The following is a 14940-nucleotide window of genomic DNA, read 5'->3' on the forward strand; positions in this document are numbered from 1 at the left end:
TCTCCTCGATCGCTTCCGCCGGCACCCGGCGCGTCGAAAGCTTGCCCAAACGCCGGTCGAGCAACCCAGCGTCCCCAGCCTCTTCGTAACGGTCTCGGTAGCGCCGGAATTGCCGCTCCGACATGCCAAGCAACTCCCCAGCCTCCATCATCGAAAGATCGCCGCCATCCCACCGGCTCAAAACGTCCCGAAACTTCTGCATTCTCCGGTCCTGTAGCCATGCTGCCCGCTTCATCCCCAGCCTCCATTGGCTGGCGATAAAACCGGACAACTCATCTGCTACCTAATCCGGACAACTCGTGTGCTTACGACACAGGATAGCTGATAGAGTCGACATTGCATGAGGATGTCACTATATAGCGGCGGCTTCGACCGCGTACCTCTGGTTGCGCCCACTACGTATTGTGATACCTATTGTGATACAAATCGGTGATTAGAGCCGGGAAAAAACGAATAGAAACAACTACGTAGGGTCGCAAGCGATCCCAGCCAACGGTACCACAAATATTCGTTAACTAATTGATTTTGCTGCACAATTTCAAGATTCTGGCCGCCAATTTTGCTTCGTTCTACTCATCTGTGTTACCTATTGTGCTACTTAGCGGACAAATTTGGGGTTCTGAACGAAACGGCTTTGGGCCTGTTCGTCAATTCTCTCCCTCTCGTTGATGGCACTCGTCACACGTAGCTCAGCTCACGCGCTTTCGAAAGACCCTGCAACGACGCGTGCGGTAATCGGCGGCAACGACGTGCAATTAGGTCGGTTCTGAACTCGGCCACGGCCTCAAAATGCTCGAAGGCGCTCGCCATTCGGTTGATCTCTGCCGATCTGGCAGCCGATTCCGATGGAATTCTTTTAGAAGGTATCCAGCCCCATGGGGGCAAAGGCGCTGCGGAGGCGCCCTTCTCGTCATTCAGTCAGATAGACACTGGCCGTTGCAGCGGCACCACCTGGTCACCCATTGCTGCCGCGCAGCGTTTCGAACAGGAACCAGACGCGCTTCTCGCCCTCGTCGATCCAGTTCTCCAGCAGGCTGGCGGTGGCGACGTCGCCGTACTCGTCGCAGAGCTCGTGCATCGTGCGCATGCTTGCCACCAGCGTTGCATTGTCCTCGCGCAGTTCGGCGAGCATCTCGTGCGGGTGGACGAAATCGGCGTCATTGTCCTGGAGCCGCTGCCGGCGGGAAATATCTCCGATCGACCTGATGGTGCCGGCGCCGAGCGCGCGCGCCCGCTCTGCCAAGGGATCCGTCATTGCAAGGATTTCCGCGCTCTGGTCGTCCAGCAAAAGGTGGTAGCCGCGGAAATGGGGACCCGACATGTGCCAATGGAAATTCTTCGTCTTCAGATAGAGCGCGAAGATGTCGGCAAGCAGCACCGTCGCGGCGGCCCCGATGTCCTTCGTTGCGTCCATTCTCAGGCCGGTCGGGGTCTTTAGGTCGTAAGCTATACGCGATTTACCGGTCGTGTTCATGAGACAGTTCCTGGTTGCAAGGGCGGACATCCGGCGGGTGCTTGACACATTGTCGGGCTCACGCCTGAGAGGCTTCGTCGGAAAGGGTCAAGAGGCTGATGGCGACCAGGCCAACAGGCACGACGAAGCACCAGGTCGGGGAGGCGACGAAGGCCAGTGCCGCGGCAGCGCAGCCGATTGCAAAACAGAAGAGGCTAGTTGCCATGCGTTTCAGCCGCTCCTTGACCTCACGCATGTGATCGGTTGCCGTGCCGGACATGAGGTCGGCGAGGTCGATCATGATCTGCGTCGTCGTGCCGGTCATCAGCGTCGTCGGCGGCAGCTTGGAAAGATGGGCCCGGTGCAGCCCGTTCTGGATCGCCATGGCCGTCACGAGGGTCATCCCGATGCCTATCGCAGCCACCGAGTCGCCATTCGAGACAGGACCGTGAACGTAGGCTGCGATGGCGGCGATCGCGAACAGCACAAACATGAGGGACAAGAGTGTGACGATGGCTCTTCGTCCGGCGAGCTTGAGCCGAAGGGACAACACACTTGTGAGCAGGATGACGATACAGAAGATCGGCAATGCAAGGAGCTTTGCGATGACCCCTGTCGTTCCGAAGACAAGCGCCGCGCCCAGCGTCACGAAGTTCCCCGTGACATGGGCGGTGAAGAGGCCGGCAAGGGCCAGGAAGCCCATTGTGTCGACGTAGCCGCCGTTGAAACTGAGAAGGACACCGAGCGACGGTCTGGCCATGGATATCTCCGCTTTCGCTATTTTCGCTGACGATTCAGGTCCGAACTCAGAGCGTGTGCAAGCAACGATCGTTCTCGGACCGTTGCTATCATTTGAAGCTACCCTTTTTGGATGTCGGGAGCGGCAGCTCGGCCGAAGGAACGATATTGGGCCGGTCTTGAATTCCGGCGATTGGCGAGGTCGTTGGCGGCAACGAAGACAAAGGCTCCGGCAAGCCCGACATGCTCGAAAAAAGCATTCATGGCCATTGACTGCTGGGGGCCGGGCGGCAGTTCCCAGAACCGCAGCGCTATCCAGGTCGCGGCCAGTGTAAAGGCGGCGAGCGCCAGCGCACCGATCCAACGCCAGTAACCAGTCAAAATCAGCGCTGACATTGCGAATTCGAAGACGATGACAGCAGCGGCGAAGAATGGCGCGGGCGACAGTCCGAAATGCTCCATCTCGGCGACAGCGCCGCCGAAATCGAGGAGCTTGACGATCGGCCCCTGGATATAGGCGGCGCACAGGGCAAGCAGCGCGAGTATGCGCAGGGCAGGTGCGGTGAGCAGTCTGCCGATGAAACTCTGTTCAACCGCCTGGATAGCTTTCGTGTTCATGAATGGCTCCCTGGATCAGACGGCCCAGCAACTGCAGCCGAGCGCACCGAAAAAATTTTTGATGTCGGACACCGGCAGCTTCGACGTCCAGGCGCCGGCATGGTCGTGACCGTGAACACCGCATGCGGATGAACAGCCGCAGGAGGTGATCGCAGTTCTTTGCAGCACATGGCGCCCGGCTCCGTCGGCTTCGCCCCAGGCGCCATAGCCGCCGAAGACGCGCACCGGTGACCAGTCCGGCATTGCGGGCGGGACGGCGCTCTCGTCGAGAGCACCGAAATCGCCCGCGCCGTAGACCACCTTGCCGCCGACAATGGTGAGTTCGGAGGTGAGAAGGGAGATCTCGTCTTCGGTACAGGCGAAGAAGTCCTTGTCGGGGACGATGAGGTCGGCGAGATGGCCTTTTTCGATCCGGCCCCTCTTGCCCTCGTCGTTCGAAAACCAGGTGACGTTCTCGGTCCACATGCGAAGCGCCGTCTCACGGTCGAGGCAATTGCGGCGCGGGTAGATCCGCATGCCGCCGACGGTGCGCCCCGTGATCATCCAGGCGAGCGAGACCCATGGATTGTAGGAGGCGACACGGGTGGCATCGGTGCCGGCCGAAACGCGCACACCCCGCTCCAGCATCTTTGCGATCGGCGGCGTCGCCTCGGCGGCGCCCTGGCCGTAGCGTTCGACGAAGTACTCGCCCTGGTAGGCCATGCGATGCTGGACGGCGATGCCGCCACCCAGCGCTGCGACCCGGTCGATCGATTCCTCGGAAATCGTCTCGGCATGATCGAAGAACCAGTTCAGGCCCTCGAGCGGAACATCCTGGTTAACCTTCTCGAAGACGTCGAGCGCCCGGCTGATGGTCTCGTCATAGGTGGCGTGCAGCCGCCACGGCCAGCGGTTCTGCGCAAGGATGCGGATGACGTCCTCGATCTCGCCTTCCATGTCCGGCGACATGTCCGGACGCGGCTCGCGGAAATCCTCGAAATCAGCGGCCGAGAAGACGAGCATTTCGCCAGCGCCGTTGTGGCGGAAATAGTCCGACCCCTGTTTGTATTTGACCGAGGAGGTCCATTTGAGGAAGTCGTCCTTTTCCTCCTTCGGCTTTTGCGTGAAGAGGTTGTAGGCAAGCCGCACCGTCATGAGGCCGTCGTCGGCAAGCTTCTGGATAACCGCGTAGTCGTCCGGATAGTTCTGGAAGCCGCCGCCGGCGTCGATGACGCCGGTCACGCCGAGACGGTTGAGTTCGCGCATGAAATGACGGGTGGAATTGACCTGGTAGTCGAAGGGCAGCTTCGGGCCTCTGGCGAGCGTTGCATAGAGGATACCGGCGTTCGGCTTGGCGAGCAGCAGACCGGTCGGGTTGCCGGTCGCGTCACGGGCGATCTCGCCGCCGGGTGGATTCGGCGTGTCCTTGGTGTAGCCGACGGCGCGCAGTGCTGCGGCGTTGAGCAGAGCGCGATCGTAAAGATGGAGAATGAACACCGGCGTGTCGGGGGCGACGACGTTGAGTTCCTCGATAGTCGGCAGGCGTTTTTCGGCGAACTGATGCTCGGTGAAGCCGCCGATGACCCGCACCCATTGCGGCGGCGGAGTGATATCGACCTGCCGCTTCAGCATCGCCATGGCATCGGCCAGCGAGCGGACACCGTCCCAGCGCAGTTCCATGTTGAAATTCAGCCCGCCGCGGACGACGTGCGTATGGTTGTCGATCAGCCCGGGCAGCACACGCTTGCCCTTGAGATCGACAATCCTGGTGCTGGCGCCAGCTGATGCCATGATATCCTGGTCGTGGCCGACAGCCAGGACCTTGCCGTCCTTGATGGCGACGGCGCTCGCCGTGGGATTGGAGCGGTCAAGCGTGGTGATCAGCCCATGATGCAGGATCAGGTCGGCGGTGGTGTCTTCAACCATGGTTCGTTGCCTCGCAGATGTTGGAATTCAACCCTGTGTGCTCTTGTCTGCGCGCCGGACTTCCGATGCCTCGGACGGCATGCCGCCTTGAGGCAAATGCCCGAATACATGCGGGCGTACCTGATGCAGCCACGACAGAGCCGCCGGTTCGTTGCGCCACAGGCTCTTGACAAGCGGCGGCAGTTGTTCGCCGACGAGGATGCCAAGAAGGCCGACAAGCGCGATGATCGGCGGTGCGGGGGAGCGGACATTCAACAGTCCATAGATGACGCCGACGAGAAGGCCGGCGGCAAGCGAGATGACATAGGGTTTCATGGGGCGCTCCAGGAGAACGGAAGGGACTGCCTGGTGGCGCCGGCGAAATCGCCAGCGCCACTCCGGACGTTCTAGCCTTCGTGCGCGCTGAACATGGTCTTGGCATAGATGACGCCGAGGCCATAAGCGCCGCCGAACTTCTTGGCGAAGCCAGTCGTCATGTCGTAGGTGTCGCCGCGAGCCCAGTCGCGCTGCAGTTCCAGCAGGTATTGCAGCGATGTCATCGGCCGCACGCCGGCCTGGATCATCCGCTGCATGGCGCGCTCATGCGCTTCGTCGGAGACGTCGCCGCAGGCGTCCGCAATAGCGTAGACCTCGAAGCCCTGGTCGAGTGCGGAGAGCGCCGGGCCGACGATGCAGACGCTGGTCCACAGGCCGCACAGGACGAGACGCTTCTTGCCGATCGCATTGACCTGCTTGATGACGGCGGCGTCCTCCCAGGTGTTCATGGAGGTACGGTCGAGCAGCGGCTGGCCGGGAAAGGCAGCTGTGATCTCGTCGAACATCGGTCCCGAGAACGTCTTCTCGGCCACGGTGGTCAGGATCGTCGAAACGCCGAAGCCTGCCGCGGCATGGGCGACCAGCGCGGCGTTGTTGCGCAACAGGACGGCATCGATCGACTTGGTGGCAAAGGACATTTGCGACTGGAAATCGATCATGATCAGCGTGTGGTCCTTCGGCGAAATCAGCTCTGAACCGGGTTTGGGAGTGGCATTTGTCGGCATGGTCGTCCTCACTTGGGATGGGATTGACGTTCGGTGCGGAGCCTTGCCCTGCGAATGTGTCTGCGACTACACGCAGCGCTATCGAGAGGGGTCGGGAGGCCTCGTTTCCGTGGTTCGCACCTGACCACGCGCTGAAATTCGGGGCTTGTAGGAAGTGTCCGCGCTTTTGACAGTTCTCGCAGGATTACCGGCGGCTACTTCGGATGGCGCGAGTTCCGATATCGATCATGCATGAGACGTCAAAAAGCCCAGCGCTTTGTACAAGCGCCGGACACCGGCCTGTGGTCGAAGGATGCTTCGTGAGCAGAAGTGTCGAGACGGCTGAGGAGCAGTCTGCTGCCAGCCTCTTTCGCTAGGCGTTGGCTTCAATGAGGAAGGGTCAATGACGACAGTCCGGACCTCATGGTCACCGGAAGGCAGCTGGTCCCGGTCCTTCTCTCGCCGCACGACTGCATGGTCTCCCGCCACCCCGCGCATCTTTCAGCGCGGCTGCAATCTCGTCCGTCGCTCCCGCAGGGCAGGGGCCAGAATGATTGCGCTTGGCCTGTGCGCAAGTCAGCTCACAGGATGCATTGCCGCCGTTCCCCGTGACAGCGTCCCACAGCAATTGGCGTCGGCGGCCGAGCCGCCCGGCTATCAGCGCGATATCCGGCTCTGGGGCGATTCCTATGCCAGCTATCCCGCCGAACGACTTGTCCGATTTCACGATGAGAGGCTGAAGGCGTCGAAGGCCGATCCGTCCATAAATGTCAGAGCACTGAACGCCCTTACACTGTCGGGCGGTGGCAGCAGCGGCGCCTTCGGAGCCGGCATTCTCGCAGGCTGGGCCAAGGCCGGGACCAGACCAAAATTCGATATCGTCACCGGGATCAGCGCCGGCGCGCTGATCGCACCCTTTGCTTTCCTTGGTCCGGCCTATGACGACGAACTCAAGGCCGGATTCACCGAGGTTACCGACGCCAATATTTACACCAGGCACAGCCTTCTCGGCGCACTCTCCAGCGGCTCGTTCACCAGCAACGCGCCGCTCGCCAGGATGCTCGATGAACACATCACCGACGCCATGCTTGCCAAGATTGCCGGCGAGTATTCCAAGGGACGCCGCCTGTTTATCGGCACGACCAATCTCGATGCCGATCGGGCTGTCATCTGGGACATGGGGGCCATCGCTGCAAGTGGGCGGCCGGATCGCAGGAAACTGTTCAACGAGGTCATCCTCGCCTCCACGTCCATTCCCGGCATCTTTCCGCCCGTCGACCTCGAAGTGACCGCGGCCGGCAAGACCTATCACGAGATGCATGTCGATGGCGGCGCGGCCACCGAGGTCTTCCTCATGCCGGCCGGGCTGACGCTCGGCGACCTCGACAAAGCGTTCCACACGAAGGTGAACGCAAGGCTCTATGTGATCCGCAACGGCCGAACCACGCCGGAGTACAGTTCGGTCAAGGCCACCTTGCCCGGCATAGCCGAGAAGGCGCTTTCCTCGCTGATCAAGACGCAAGCCATCGGCGACCTTTACCGTCTCTACGCCGTCGCCAAACGTGACGGGATCGACTTCAACTCGATAGACATCCCGGCCGATTTCACCGTCGAGGCCAAGAGCCCGTTCGACAAAAGCTTCATGCGCGCGCTTTACGCGAAAGGCTACGAGATGGGCCGCAACGGCGTCACATGGAACAAGACACCGCCTGGATTCTGCGATGAGCCTTCCGTCGAGGGTCGGCTATGCGAAAGCGCCCATCGAGCTCAACCTCCGACGAGTGGTCGGGCCCTTTCGAGAAAGCAGTTGGAGACAACCGGATGACAATCGCTATCAGGCGTTGTCCAAACAAAGCGGAGAAATACAGTGTCGGACATGTCGCGTGACCCGATGACCAAGCCATCGGATTCGACCGGCGAGTCGTTGCCGCCCGATCGTGTCGCGCCGGTCGCCCATTCTCAAAGTCTCGAAGCTCCGGATCGAAGCATTGAAAGCCCTGATGCGGAATTGCCGCAACCAGGCCCTCGCGCGCCGATCCCGGACCAGCTCGCCGCCTCCGAGCCACCCAGAACATCCAGAGTAGCTGCGATTATCGTCGCGCTCAGCGTGCTGGCGATCGTTGGCCTGTCATTGTGGTATCTCGTCCGGCCGCAGCCGCTTCTGGTCCAGGGCGAGGCCGATGCCACACGCGTCGACATTGCGGCTCGCATCGATGGCAGGGTCGGACGGCGACCGGTGTCGCGCGGCGACAACATCATGGCCGGGCAATTGCTGGTGGCGATCGACAACCCGCAGCTGTTGACGAAGCTCAACGAGGCGGAGGCAGCGAGGGTCGTCGCCCAGGCGGATTTCACGCGCATCCAGGTCGGCACTCGCGCCGAAGTGGTGGCGGAACGCAAGGCCGAGGCCGCGTCGGCGCAGGCCAGCTTGACGCTTGCCCAGCAGACCTACGACCGCGTCAAGCAGGTCACCCAGGGCGGCTTCGAGTCGGTCGCGAAGCTCGACGAGGCGACCGCCTCGCTGGATGTGGCCACCCGAACATTGGAGCAGGCAAAGCTCGCCTATCAGGAAGCTGTTGCCGGCTATACCGCGGAGGAACGCGGCGTGGCACAGGCTGCCGTCGCCAAGGCGGAAGCGACAATCGCAACCTTGCAGGCGCAGGTCGACGAGATGACCGTCAAGGCGCCAATTGCAGGGCAGGTCTATCAGGTCGGTGCAGAACTCGGCGAGTATGTCTCGCCCGGCGTGCCGCTGCTTTCGCTGGTCGACCTCAGCGACGTCTGGCTGCATTTCGATCTCCGCGAGGACCTGGTGAAGGGTCTGAAGGTCGGCGACAGGTTCACGGTCAAAATCCCTGCACTTGGCGACATGCCCATAACCGTCGAGGTGCGGACTATCGCCACCCGTGGTGAGTATGCCGGTTGGCGCGCAACGCGTGCGACGGGCGATTTCGACCTCAGGACCTTCGAGGTGCGGGCTTATCCAGTCGACAAGCTCCCCAACCTCAGGCCGGGCATGAGCGCCTACGCCGATTGGAACGGAGTGCACTGATGGCCAGCGGGCGTCGTTTCGGCATTGTCGATGTCGCTCGCCGCGAGGTGGTCTGGATCTGGCGCGACAAGGTCGCCCTGCTGCTCGTGGTCGGAATCCCGTTGATTGCCTTTGCGATCCTCGCCGCCACATTCAGTAATGCCGTCATCCGTGATCTGCGGGTCGACGTGGTCGATCAGGACAGGTCGAGGACGTCCGAAACCTTTGTGCAGGCGATCAACTCGGCACCGGGCGTTGATCTTGCGAGGCGTTCCTCCGATCTCAACGGAGCCATGCACGCCGTCCGCTCCGGCGAAGCCATCGCCGCTGTCTATATCCCACAGAATCTTGAACGCGATATCGCGGCGGCGCGCCGGCCGCAGGTCGTGATCTTCTTCAACAAGCAGTTCTTCACGCCCGGCAACGTTGCCTCGAATTCGTTGCAGGCAGCGATATCGGCAGCAATTGCCGACCTGCCGGCGGGGCCACGCAGCGCCGCCTTTGCGCCGGGTCCGCTTGTCGTTGAGCAATATGTTCTGACCAATCCCGCCCTGAACTACGCCCAGTTCCTTTTGCGCGCGATCCTGCCGACCGTGCTCCACATCGTGACCGCAATTTCCGCCGGCTATGCGGTCGGCTCCGAATTCGGGTCCCGCAACGTCAGGGAATGGCTGGCGACGGCCGGCGACAGCATGCTCATCGCGCTCGTCGGCAAGCTGGCACCTTATTTCGGCATCTTCCTCGTCATGATGGCTGTCGGGCTGGGGATCATTCACGGCATCTTCGAAATACCTTTCCGCGGCGACCCGGTGCTGGTGGCCGCCGGCGCTTGCCTGCTGATCATTGCCTATCTGTCGTTGGGGGCGCTTCTGCAGCTTCTCGTCAGGAACCTTGCCTTTGGTCTGAGCCTGACCGGCATCATCTGTTCGCCGGCATTCGGCTTTGCCGGCGTCGGCTTTCCCGCGCTGGCGATGAACGGCTTCTCCCGCGCCTGGGGTGCGATGCTGCCGCTACGCTGGTACATCCAGATCCTGTTCGACCAGGCGGCTCGGGGCGTACCGGCCGGGAATTCCGCCGGGCCTTTCATGATGCTGGGCGTATTGGCAATCCTCTATTTCGGTCTGGCCTGGCTGAGGTTGCGATCTGTTGCCCGGCATCCGCGGCCAGAGCCGGTCGAAGCCCCTGAACAAGACAGCGCTCGAGGCGGCATCGTTCGAGCATTCGCGAACGAATATGGCCGGATCATCCGTGAGCGCAGCGCCTTTGGCCTGATCGTTCTGGCGCCGATCATCTACGGCGTGTTTTACCCGCAGCCCTATCTGGGCCAACTTGTCAAGGACATCCCCATCGCCGTCGTGGACGGCGATTCCTCCGACGTCAGCCGCACGATCATCCAGGCCGTCAATGCTGACGAAGCGGTGAAGGTGACGCTTCGGCCAACGACGCTGGCCGAAGCGCAGGCCGCGCTCGCACGCCGGGAAGTGTTCGGCATCCTGAGCATTCCGGCAGGAACCGAGCGCGACATCCTGAAGGGCGATCAGGCCAGGCTGCCTGTCTATGTCGATTCGGCCTATTTCCTGCTCTACAACCGCACACTGCAGGGCATTCAGGAAGGTGTGGGCGCGGTCACAACTGATCTCGCGGCGCGCAGCGCCCGGCCGGATGGAAGCCTCTACCGGGCGGCTCTCGCGAAAAGCTCGCCGGTCGAGATTTTGAACCAGCCTCTTTTCAACCCCACCGGCGGCTACGGCAGCTACGTCGTTCCGGCCGCTTTCCTGTTGATCCTGCAGCAGACGCTGCTGATGGGGTCGGCGACGCTGGGCGGGGTGGCCTACGAGCGGGGCGGCCACGAGGCGCGCCGCCGTCGTGGCACGATGTCAGCGGTGATTGGTCAAAGTCTCGCGCATCTGCTGCTGGCATTGCCGGGCTTCGCGCTGTTCCTCATCGTGTTGTCGAGGGTCTACGGGTTCTCGGCGAACAATCATGTGCTCGACCTGACCGTCCTGGCCATTCCCTATATCCTCTCCGTCAGCCTGCTCGGCCAGTTCGTTGGCAGCTGGTTCAAGCGACGCGAAACCGCGGTTCTCTTGCTCATTGCCATCAGTCTTCCGATCTTCTTTCTGGTCGGCGTCGCATGGCCGCTGGAAGCGATCCCGCCAATGCTTCGGACGGCCAGCTTCATCCTTCCCAGCACCTTCGGGATCGACGGCCTGGTGCGGGTCAATCAAATGGGAGCGACTGTGACGGACGTCTCGAAAGACTGGATGTGGCTGTGGGTGCTAGCCGGCGTCTACGCGGCCCTTGCGATCGCCTCAGCCAGAATCACCATGGGCCGGAGGGTGTCCGATGCTCGTTAGGTCGCGATATGGTTCGGCAGTCGCACTGGCTGCGGCAGGTGCGATAATCTGCTTCGTTTGCGAAGCGTCGGCAGAGCAGGCAAAGCCGCCGATCGCTGGCATGGTTCGGCAGACCGAGATTCGCATCGCCCCCGACGCTACGGGGCGACTGGCGACGGTGGCCGTCATTGCGGGCCAGCATGTCCATGAGGGCGATCTTCTCGCCGTGCTCGACAATCCGGAACTGACGGCAGCTGTCGGTGAAGCCAAAGCCGCCGCGGCGAGCGCCAAGGCACAGCGGGATCATGTCTATTCGGGCACGCGGGCGGAAGAGGTGGCAATCGCCAACCAGGCCATCCAGACGTCGCAAGCCAACCTTCTGCTCGCCCAGCAACAGTATGACCGCGCCTCGGCACTTGCCGGCAAGGACTTCGCCAGCAAACAAACGCTCGACACGAGCTCGGCCTCGCTTGCAAAGGCGAAGGCCGACCTTGATCTCAAACAGGCGCAAGCTGCGGAAGCGAGCGCCGGTCCCACCGCCGAGGAACGTGCTCTGGCCGATGCCCAGGTAGCGCTGGCCGAGGCGACAGTCAGTGATCTCCAGGCCCAGTTGGACAAGACCAGGCTGATCGCACCGGCGGACGGCACAATAGGCATCCGCGTTGCCGAGCCGGGCGAGATCATCGGCCCGGGAAAGCCGGTGATGACGATGGAGGCGGATGGCCAGGCCTTTTTCGCGTTCACGCTGCGCGAAGACGATCTGCACGACATAACGCTCGGCAAAACGTTGATGCTGACGGTGCAGGACGGGCGCAAGATCGATGCTCGCGTGACGGAACTGCGTCCATTGGGGGAATTCGCAACCTGGCGCGCCGCCCGTGCCGTCGGCGATCACGATCTCAATTCCTTTCGGCTCCGCCTTGAGCCAGACGGCAGTGTCGAAGGGCTGGAACCGGGCATGACCGTCTGGCTCAGCACTCAACCCGGGACCTGAAGGTTCGTCGGATGAGTTTGGTGGTGGCCGCCGCAGAAAGACCGGCAAAACTGCCGTCGGCTTTGCGCGCCATAGTCAGGAGGGCCATCGTCCGCGACGGTCTCATCGAGGTGGTGGATCGGGACAGATCGGCAGCGTCCAGAAGCTTCGTTGACGCAATCTGTTCGGCGTCGCGCATCAAGGCAACGATGCGCTCCTGCGAACTTTGCGAGGCCGAGGCGGCGGTGCGTTCGGGCGAAGCTGTCGCTGCGGTCTACATTCCTGAAAATCTTGAGCGCGACATCGTGCGCGGGCGCCTGCCGCATGTGACCGTTTTCTTCAACAAGCAGTTCTTCACTGCCCGCAAAATGACGTCCAGTCCAATTCGAGCGGCAGTCTCAGCCGCCACCGCCGACCTCGAGGCAAGCCTGCACGGCAGGGCTTTCGCGCCGGGTCCCCTTGTCGTTGAACAATATGTGGCTCCCAATCCCATGGTTGATTACGCACATCTATCCAACGTCATTGCCGATCCCATCGTCCAAACCGGTATGGTCGCGGCAATCGGCGCACTGGTCACGCGCATTCTGCTTCGCGGCCGACCGACGCTGCGGCTGGTCGGTCAGCTGGCATTCTTTTTGGCGCTTACAGCGCTGCTGCTTTATCACGGGATCCTCCCGTACGCGGTCGGTCCGGCCGATATCTCAACGCTGGAGCGCGTATTCCTAGGCATCGTCAAGGTGATCTGGTGGGTCAATGCCGCATGGTCGCTGATCGGCGTTGTCCGCGTTTTTCTCATCCTCGAACAAAAGCCCCGTGAAGGGCGGCTTCTTCAGGATCTTGTTGTCGGCATCATCTATGTGGCAGCGGTCCTGTCGATTATCGCCTACGTCTTCAACGCTCCGGTCGGAACGCTGATCGCCACATCCGGCGCAGTCGCCATTGTGCTCGGCCTTGCCCTGCAGAGCACCCTGGGTGACGTCTTCTCGGGCATAGCACTCAATCTCGCCAAGCCTTACGGGATCGGCGACTGGCTTGTGCTGAGCAACGGCATCGAAGGCAAGGTGGTGGAGACGAACTGGCGGGCCACGCATCTTCTGACGGGTGCAAACGACCTGGTGGTTGTCCCCAACAGCGACCTGGCGAAAGCAAGGCTCACCAATCTCAGCAGTCCCGAACGGAGCCATGGCGTGACGCTCACGGTCCGTTTTCGGTCGAGCACCGCACCGTCGACGATGGCTGACGTGATGCGCGCGGTTCTGCTCAGCAGCAATTCGATATTGGCGCAACCGGAGCCGAGCGTGCAGATCGTGTCGCTGGACGGAGGCGCGGTGGAACTGGAGCTTGATTTCCGGGTCGCCGACAGAGCTCTCGCCGGCAAGGCAAAAAGCGAGATCTTCGATCTGGTCTTCCGTCATGCAAAGGCGGCCGGACTCAGTCTTGCCGCGCCGTTGGGATCTGCCGGCCCTCAATTCCCGGATCCGAATGAGGTCGAGATGCCGTTCGGCTTCCATACGACACCACGTCGGCTGCTGGACGCGATCCCGCTGTTTGCGTCGCTGACCGAGGACGAGAAGGAGGCACTCGCTTCGACGATGACGCGCCGGACGTTCCGGAAGGGGGAGACCCTCGCGGAGCAGGGCGAGGTGTTGAAGTCGCTGATGATCGTGCGCAGTGGCGTTGTAACCGTCAACCGGCGCGACGGCGCAAGCGAGATGGTACTGGGGCGTCTTGCGCCCGGCGACTGCCTTGGTGAAGGCGGTCTCCTGACGGAGGCCGGAGAGTTGGGCAGCGTCAAGGCTCTCACCTTGGTGGTCGTGTATGAGATCACACAGGAGGGCCTGGCGCCGTTGTTGCGGGATCGCCCCGCGATCGCCGATGAACTGGCCTTGCTCCTCGCGAAGAGGAATGCATCGGAGCAGCTTCGGCTCGGCCGAGGCGACGGAGCCAACGCCGCGTCGACGATACCGCCCTTGCGGGCGCGTATCCGGCAGTTGTTCAAACTCTGACCCTCGGACCAATCGCGATCAACGCGCGAAAGAAACTATCGCGCAGCTCCGGTCGGGTCGATTGCTGGGTGGAGGTCACGAACGGGGCGGCGAGCGCCAACAACAGGCCGACTGCAATTGCCGCGGTCATCAGGATCGCTGTGATCGCCAGTCCGATCGTGTCACCGATCAGCGCGAGCGGGGCATCCGCCCCGGCATCCATGATGCCGAGCCCGCCGATGCCTGCGCAGAAGGCGTATGCCCCCGGAATCATCGCGACCACGCCGGGAAGGGCAAAGGTGATGACCGGCATCTTGAAATGCTGTGCCAGCGGCGTGCAGTTCCGCCTGCATGTTGCCGGGCGCTTCTTCAGAGCCGCTTGAACGTCTTGGTGACCGTTGCGCATCGGTAGACACTGCATGGGCCACCCTCGGCAGGAACCCGCGCCGGCACGGCCGTCTGATCGGGACCGCAGGACTGACGATCACCCACGTACAGGTCCGAAAGCATCAGGTTCTCCACGCGTGACGACGGGTGTCGAAGAATGGAACCTTGCTCCAGTTCAAGGGCTGAGCCGATTACCTTACAAGACATTTGCGAAGTGTCGTGCCGCTCAATCGCTGCCGCGTGCGTGGTAAGAATGCTCATGACAGCAAGCGTCGCGATCGCCTTCATAGATGCTCTCCTTTCGTGTGGGTTTCGACGGCGACCTACTGTTCAGTTCGAGCCCCAAACATCGTTGCTTCGGGCTTTCGGTCGCTTGATCGTTTCTGCCGCGAGCTTAACGGTGCCGCCAGGAATTGATTGTATCGGCTTTGCGTCGGCTGCATGTTTGTGCTGTCAACAGCGTCTCACCCATTTCGGGCTCTATCGCGCCAAGGC

14 protein-coding genes are annotated in these 14940 nt (G+C 61.9%); 5 read left to right on the top strand and 9 right to left on the bottom strand.

The annotated features are described in order from the left end of the window. From H0241_RS00005 to H0241_RS00035, 7 genes are all read right to left on the bottom strand, one after another. Positions 1–235, bottom strand: a 235-nt coding sequence (locus H0241_RS00005) for a helix-turn-helix domain-containing protein (RefSeq protein ID WP_210284707.1), incomplete at its 3' end; no start/stop codon positions are given. 720 nt (positions 236–955) lie between these two features. Then, on the bottom strand, positions 956–1474 hold the full coding sequence (locus tag H0241_RS00010; RefSeq protein ID WP_181055400.1) for a Dps family protein: 519 nt from the start codon (positions 1472–1474) through the stop codon (positions 956–958). 58 nt (positions 1475–1532) lie between these two features. Further along, positions 1533–2213 carry a YoaK family protein gene (locus tag H0241_RS00015; protein ID WP_181055401.1) on the bottom strand — a complete coding sequence of 227 codons (681 nt, stop codon included), beginning with the start codon at positions 2211–2213 and terminating at the stop codon, positions 1533–1535. Between the two features lie 98 nt (positions 2214–2311). Then, entirely contained in the window at positions 2312–2809 is a 498-nt protein-coding gene (locus H0241_RS00020) for a DoxX family protein (RefSeq protein ID WP_181055402.1), read from the bottom strand. Between the two features lie 15 nt (positions 2810–2824). Continuing rightward, entirely contained in the window at positions 2825–4714 is a 1890-nt protein-coding gene (locus tag H0241_RS00025; RefSeq protein WP_181055403.1) for an amidohydrolase, read from the bottom strand. A 27-nt stretch (positions 4715–4741) separates the two neighbouring features. After that, entirely contained in the window at positions 4742–5029 is a 288-nt protein-coding gene (locus tag H0241_RS00030) for a XapX domain-containing protein (protein ID WP_181055404.1), read from the bottom strand. Positions 5030–5100: 71 nt separating this feature from the next. Next, complete coding sequence (locus H0241_RS00035; protein ID WP_181055405.1) at positions 5101–5754, bottom strand: hydrolase; 654 nt, start codon at positions 5752–5754, stop codon at positions 5101–5103. A 529-nt stretch (positions 5755–6283) separates the two neighbouring features. On the opposite strand from H0241_RS00035, the gene H0241_RS00040 reads away from it, so the two are divergent. The 5 genes from H0241_RS00040 to H0241_RS00060 all read left to right on the top strand — a co-directional run bounded on the left by H0241_RS00040 (position 6284) and on the right by H0241_RS00060 (position 14079). Beyond that, positions 6284–7558, top strand: coding sequence for a patatin-like phospholipase family protein (locus H0241_RS00040; protein WP_181055406.1), 1275 nt, complete (start codon positions 6284–6286; stop codon positions 7556–7558). Between the two features lie 51 nt (positions 7559–7609). Then, positions 7610–8785, top strand: a complete 1176-nt coding sequence (locus H0241_RS00045) for an HlyD family secretion protein (protein WP_235983929.1) — start codon at positions 7610–7612, stop codon at positions 8783–8785. Beyond that, on the top strand, positions 8785–11121 hold the full coding sequence (locus H0241_RS00050) for an ABC transporter permease (protein WP_181056119.1): 2337 nt from the start codon (positions 8785–8787) through the stop codon (positions 11119–11121). The genes H0241_RS00045 and H0241_RS00050 overlap by 1 nt, the downstream gene beginning before the upstream one ends. A gap of 100 nt (positions 11122–11221) precedes the next feature. Further along, on the top strand, positions 11222–12094 hold the full coding sequence (locus tag H0241_RS00055; protein WP_181055407.1) for an HlyD family secretion protein: 873 nt from the start codon (positions 11222–11224) through the stop codon (positions 12092–12094). A gap of 11 nt (positions 12095–12105) precedes the next feature. Then, the gene (locus tag H0241_RS00060; RefSeq protein ID WP_328824575.1) at positions 12106–14079 is read left to right on the top strand and encodes a cyclic nucleotide-binding domain-containing protein; all 1974 of its coding nucleotides are present in this window, start codon (positions 12106–12108) and stop codon (positions 14077–14079) included. On the opposite strand, the gene H0241_RS00065 is transcribed toward H0241_RS00060, so the two are convergent. Both H0241_RS00065 and H0241_RS00070 read right to left on the bottom strand, forming a co-directional pair. Further along, on the bottom strand, positions 14069–14479 hold the full coding sequence (locus H0241_RS00065; protein ID WP_181055408.1) for a threonine/serine exporter family protein: 411 nt from the start codon (positions 14477–14479) through the stop codon (positions 14069–14071). The two genes, H0241_RS00060 and H0241_RS00065, sit on opposite strands and share 11 nt — an antisense overlap. Continuing rightward, a complete protein-coding gene (locus H0241_RS00070; RefSeq protein WP_181055409.1) occupies positions 14428–14733 on the bottom strand; it encodes a hypothetical protein in 306 nt (101 codons plus the stop codon). Before H0241_RS00070 ends, H0241_RS00065 begins: the two co-directional genes overlap by 52 nt. Positions 14734–14940: the final 207 nt, after the last annotated feature.

The sequence above is a fragment of the Mesorhizobium neociceri genome, assembly GCF_013520985.1.
GTDB classification, from domain to species: domain Bacteria; phylum Pseudomonadota; class Alphaproteobacteria; order Rhizobiales; family Rhizobiaceae; genus Mesorhizobium; species Mesorhizobium neociceri.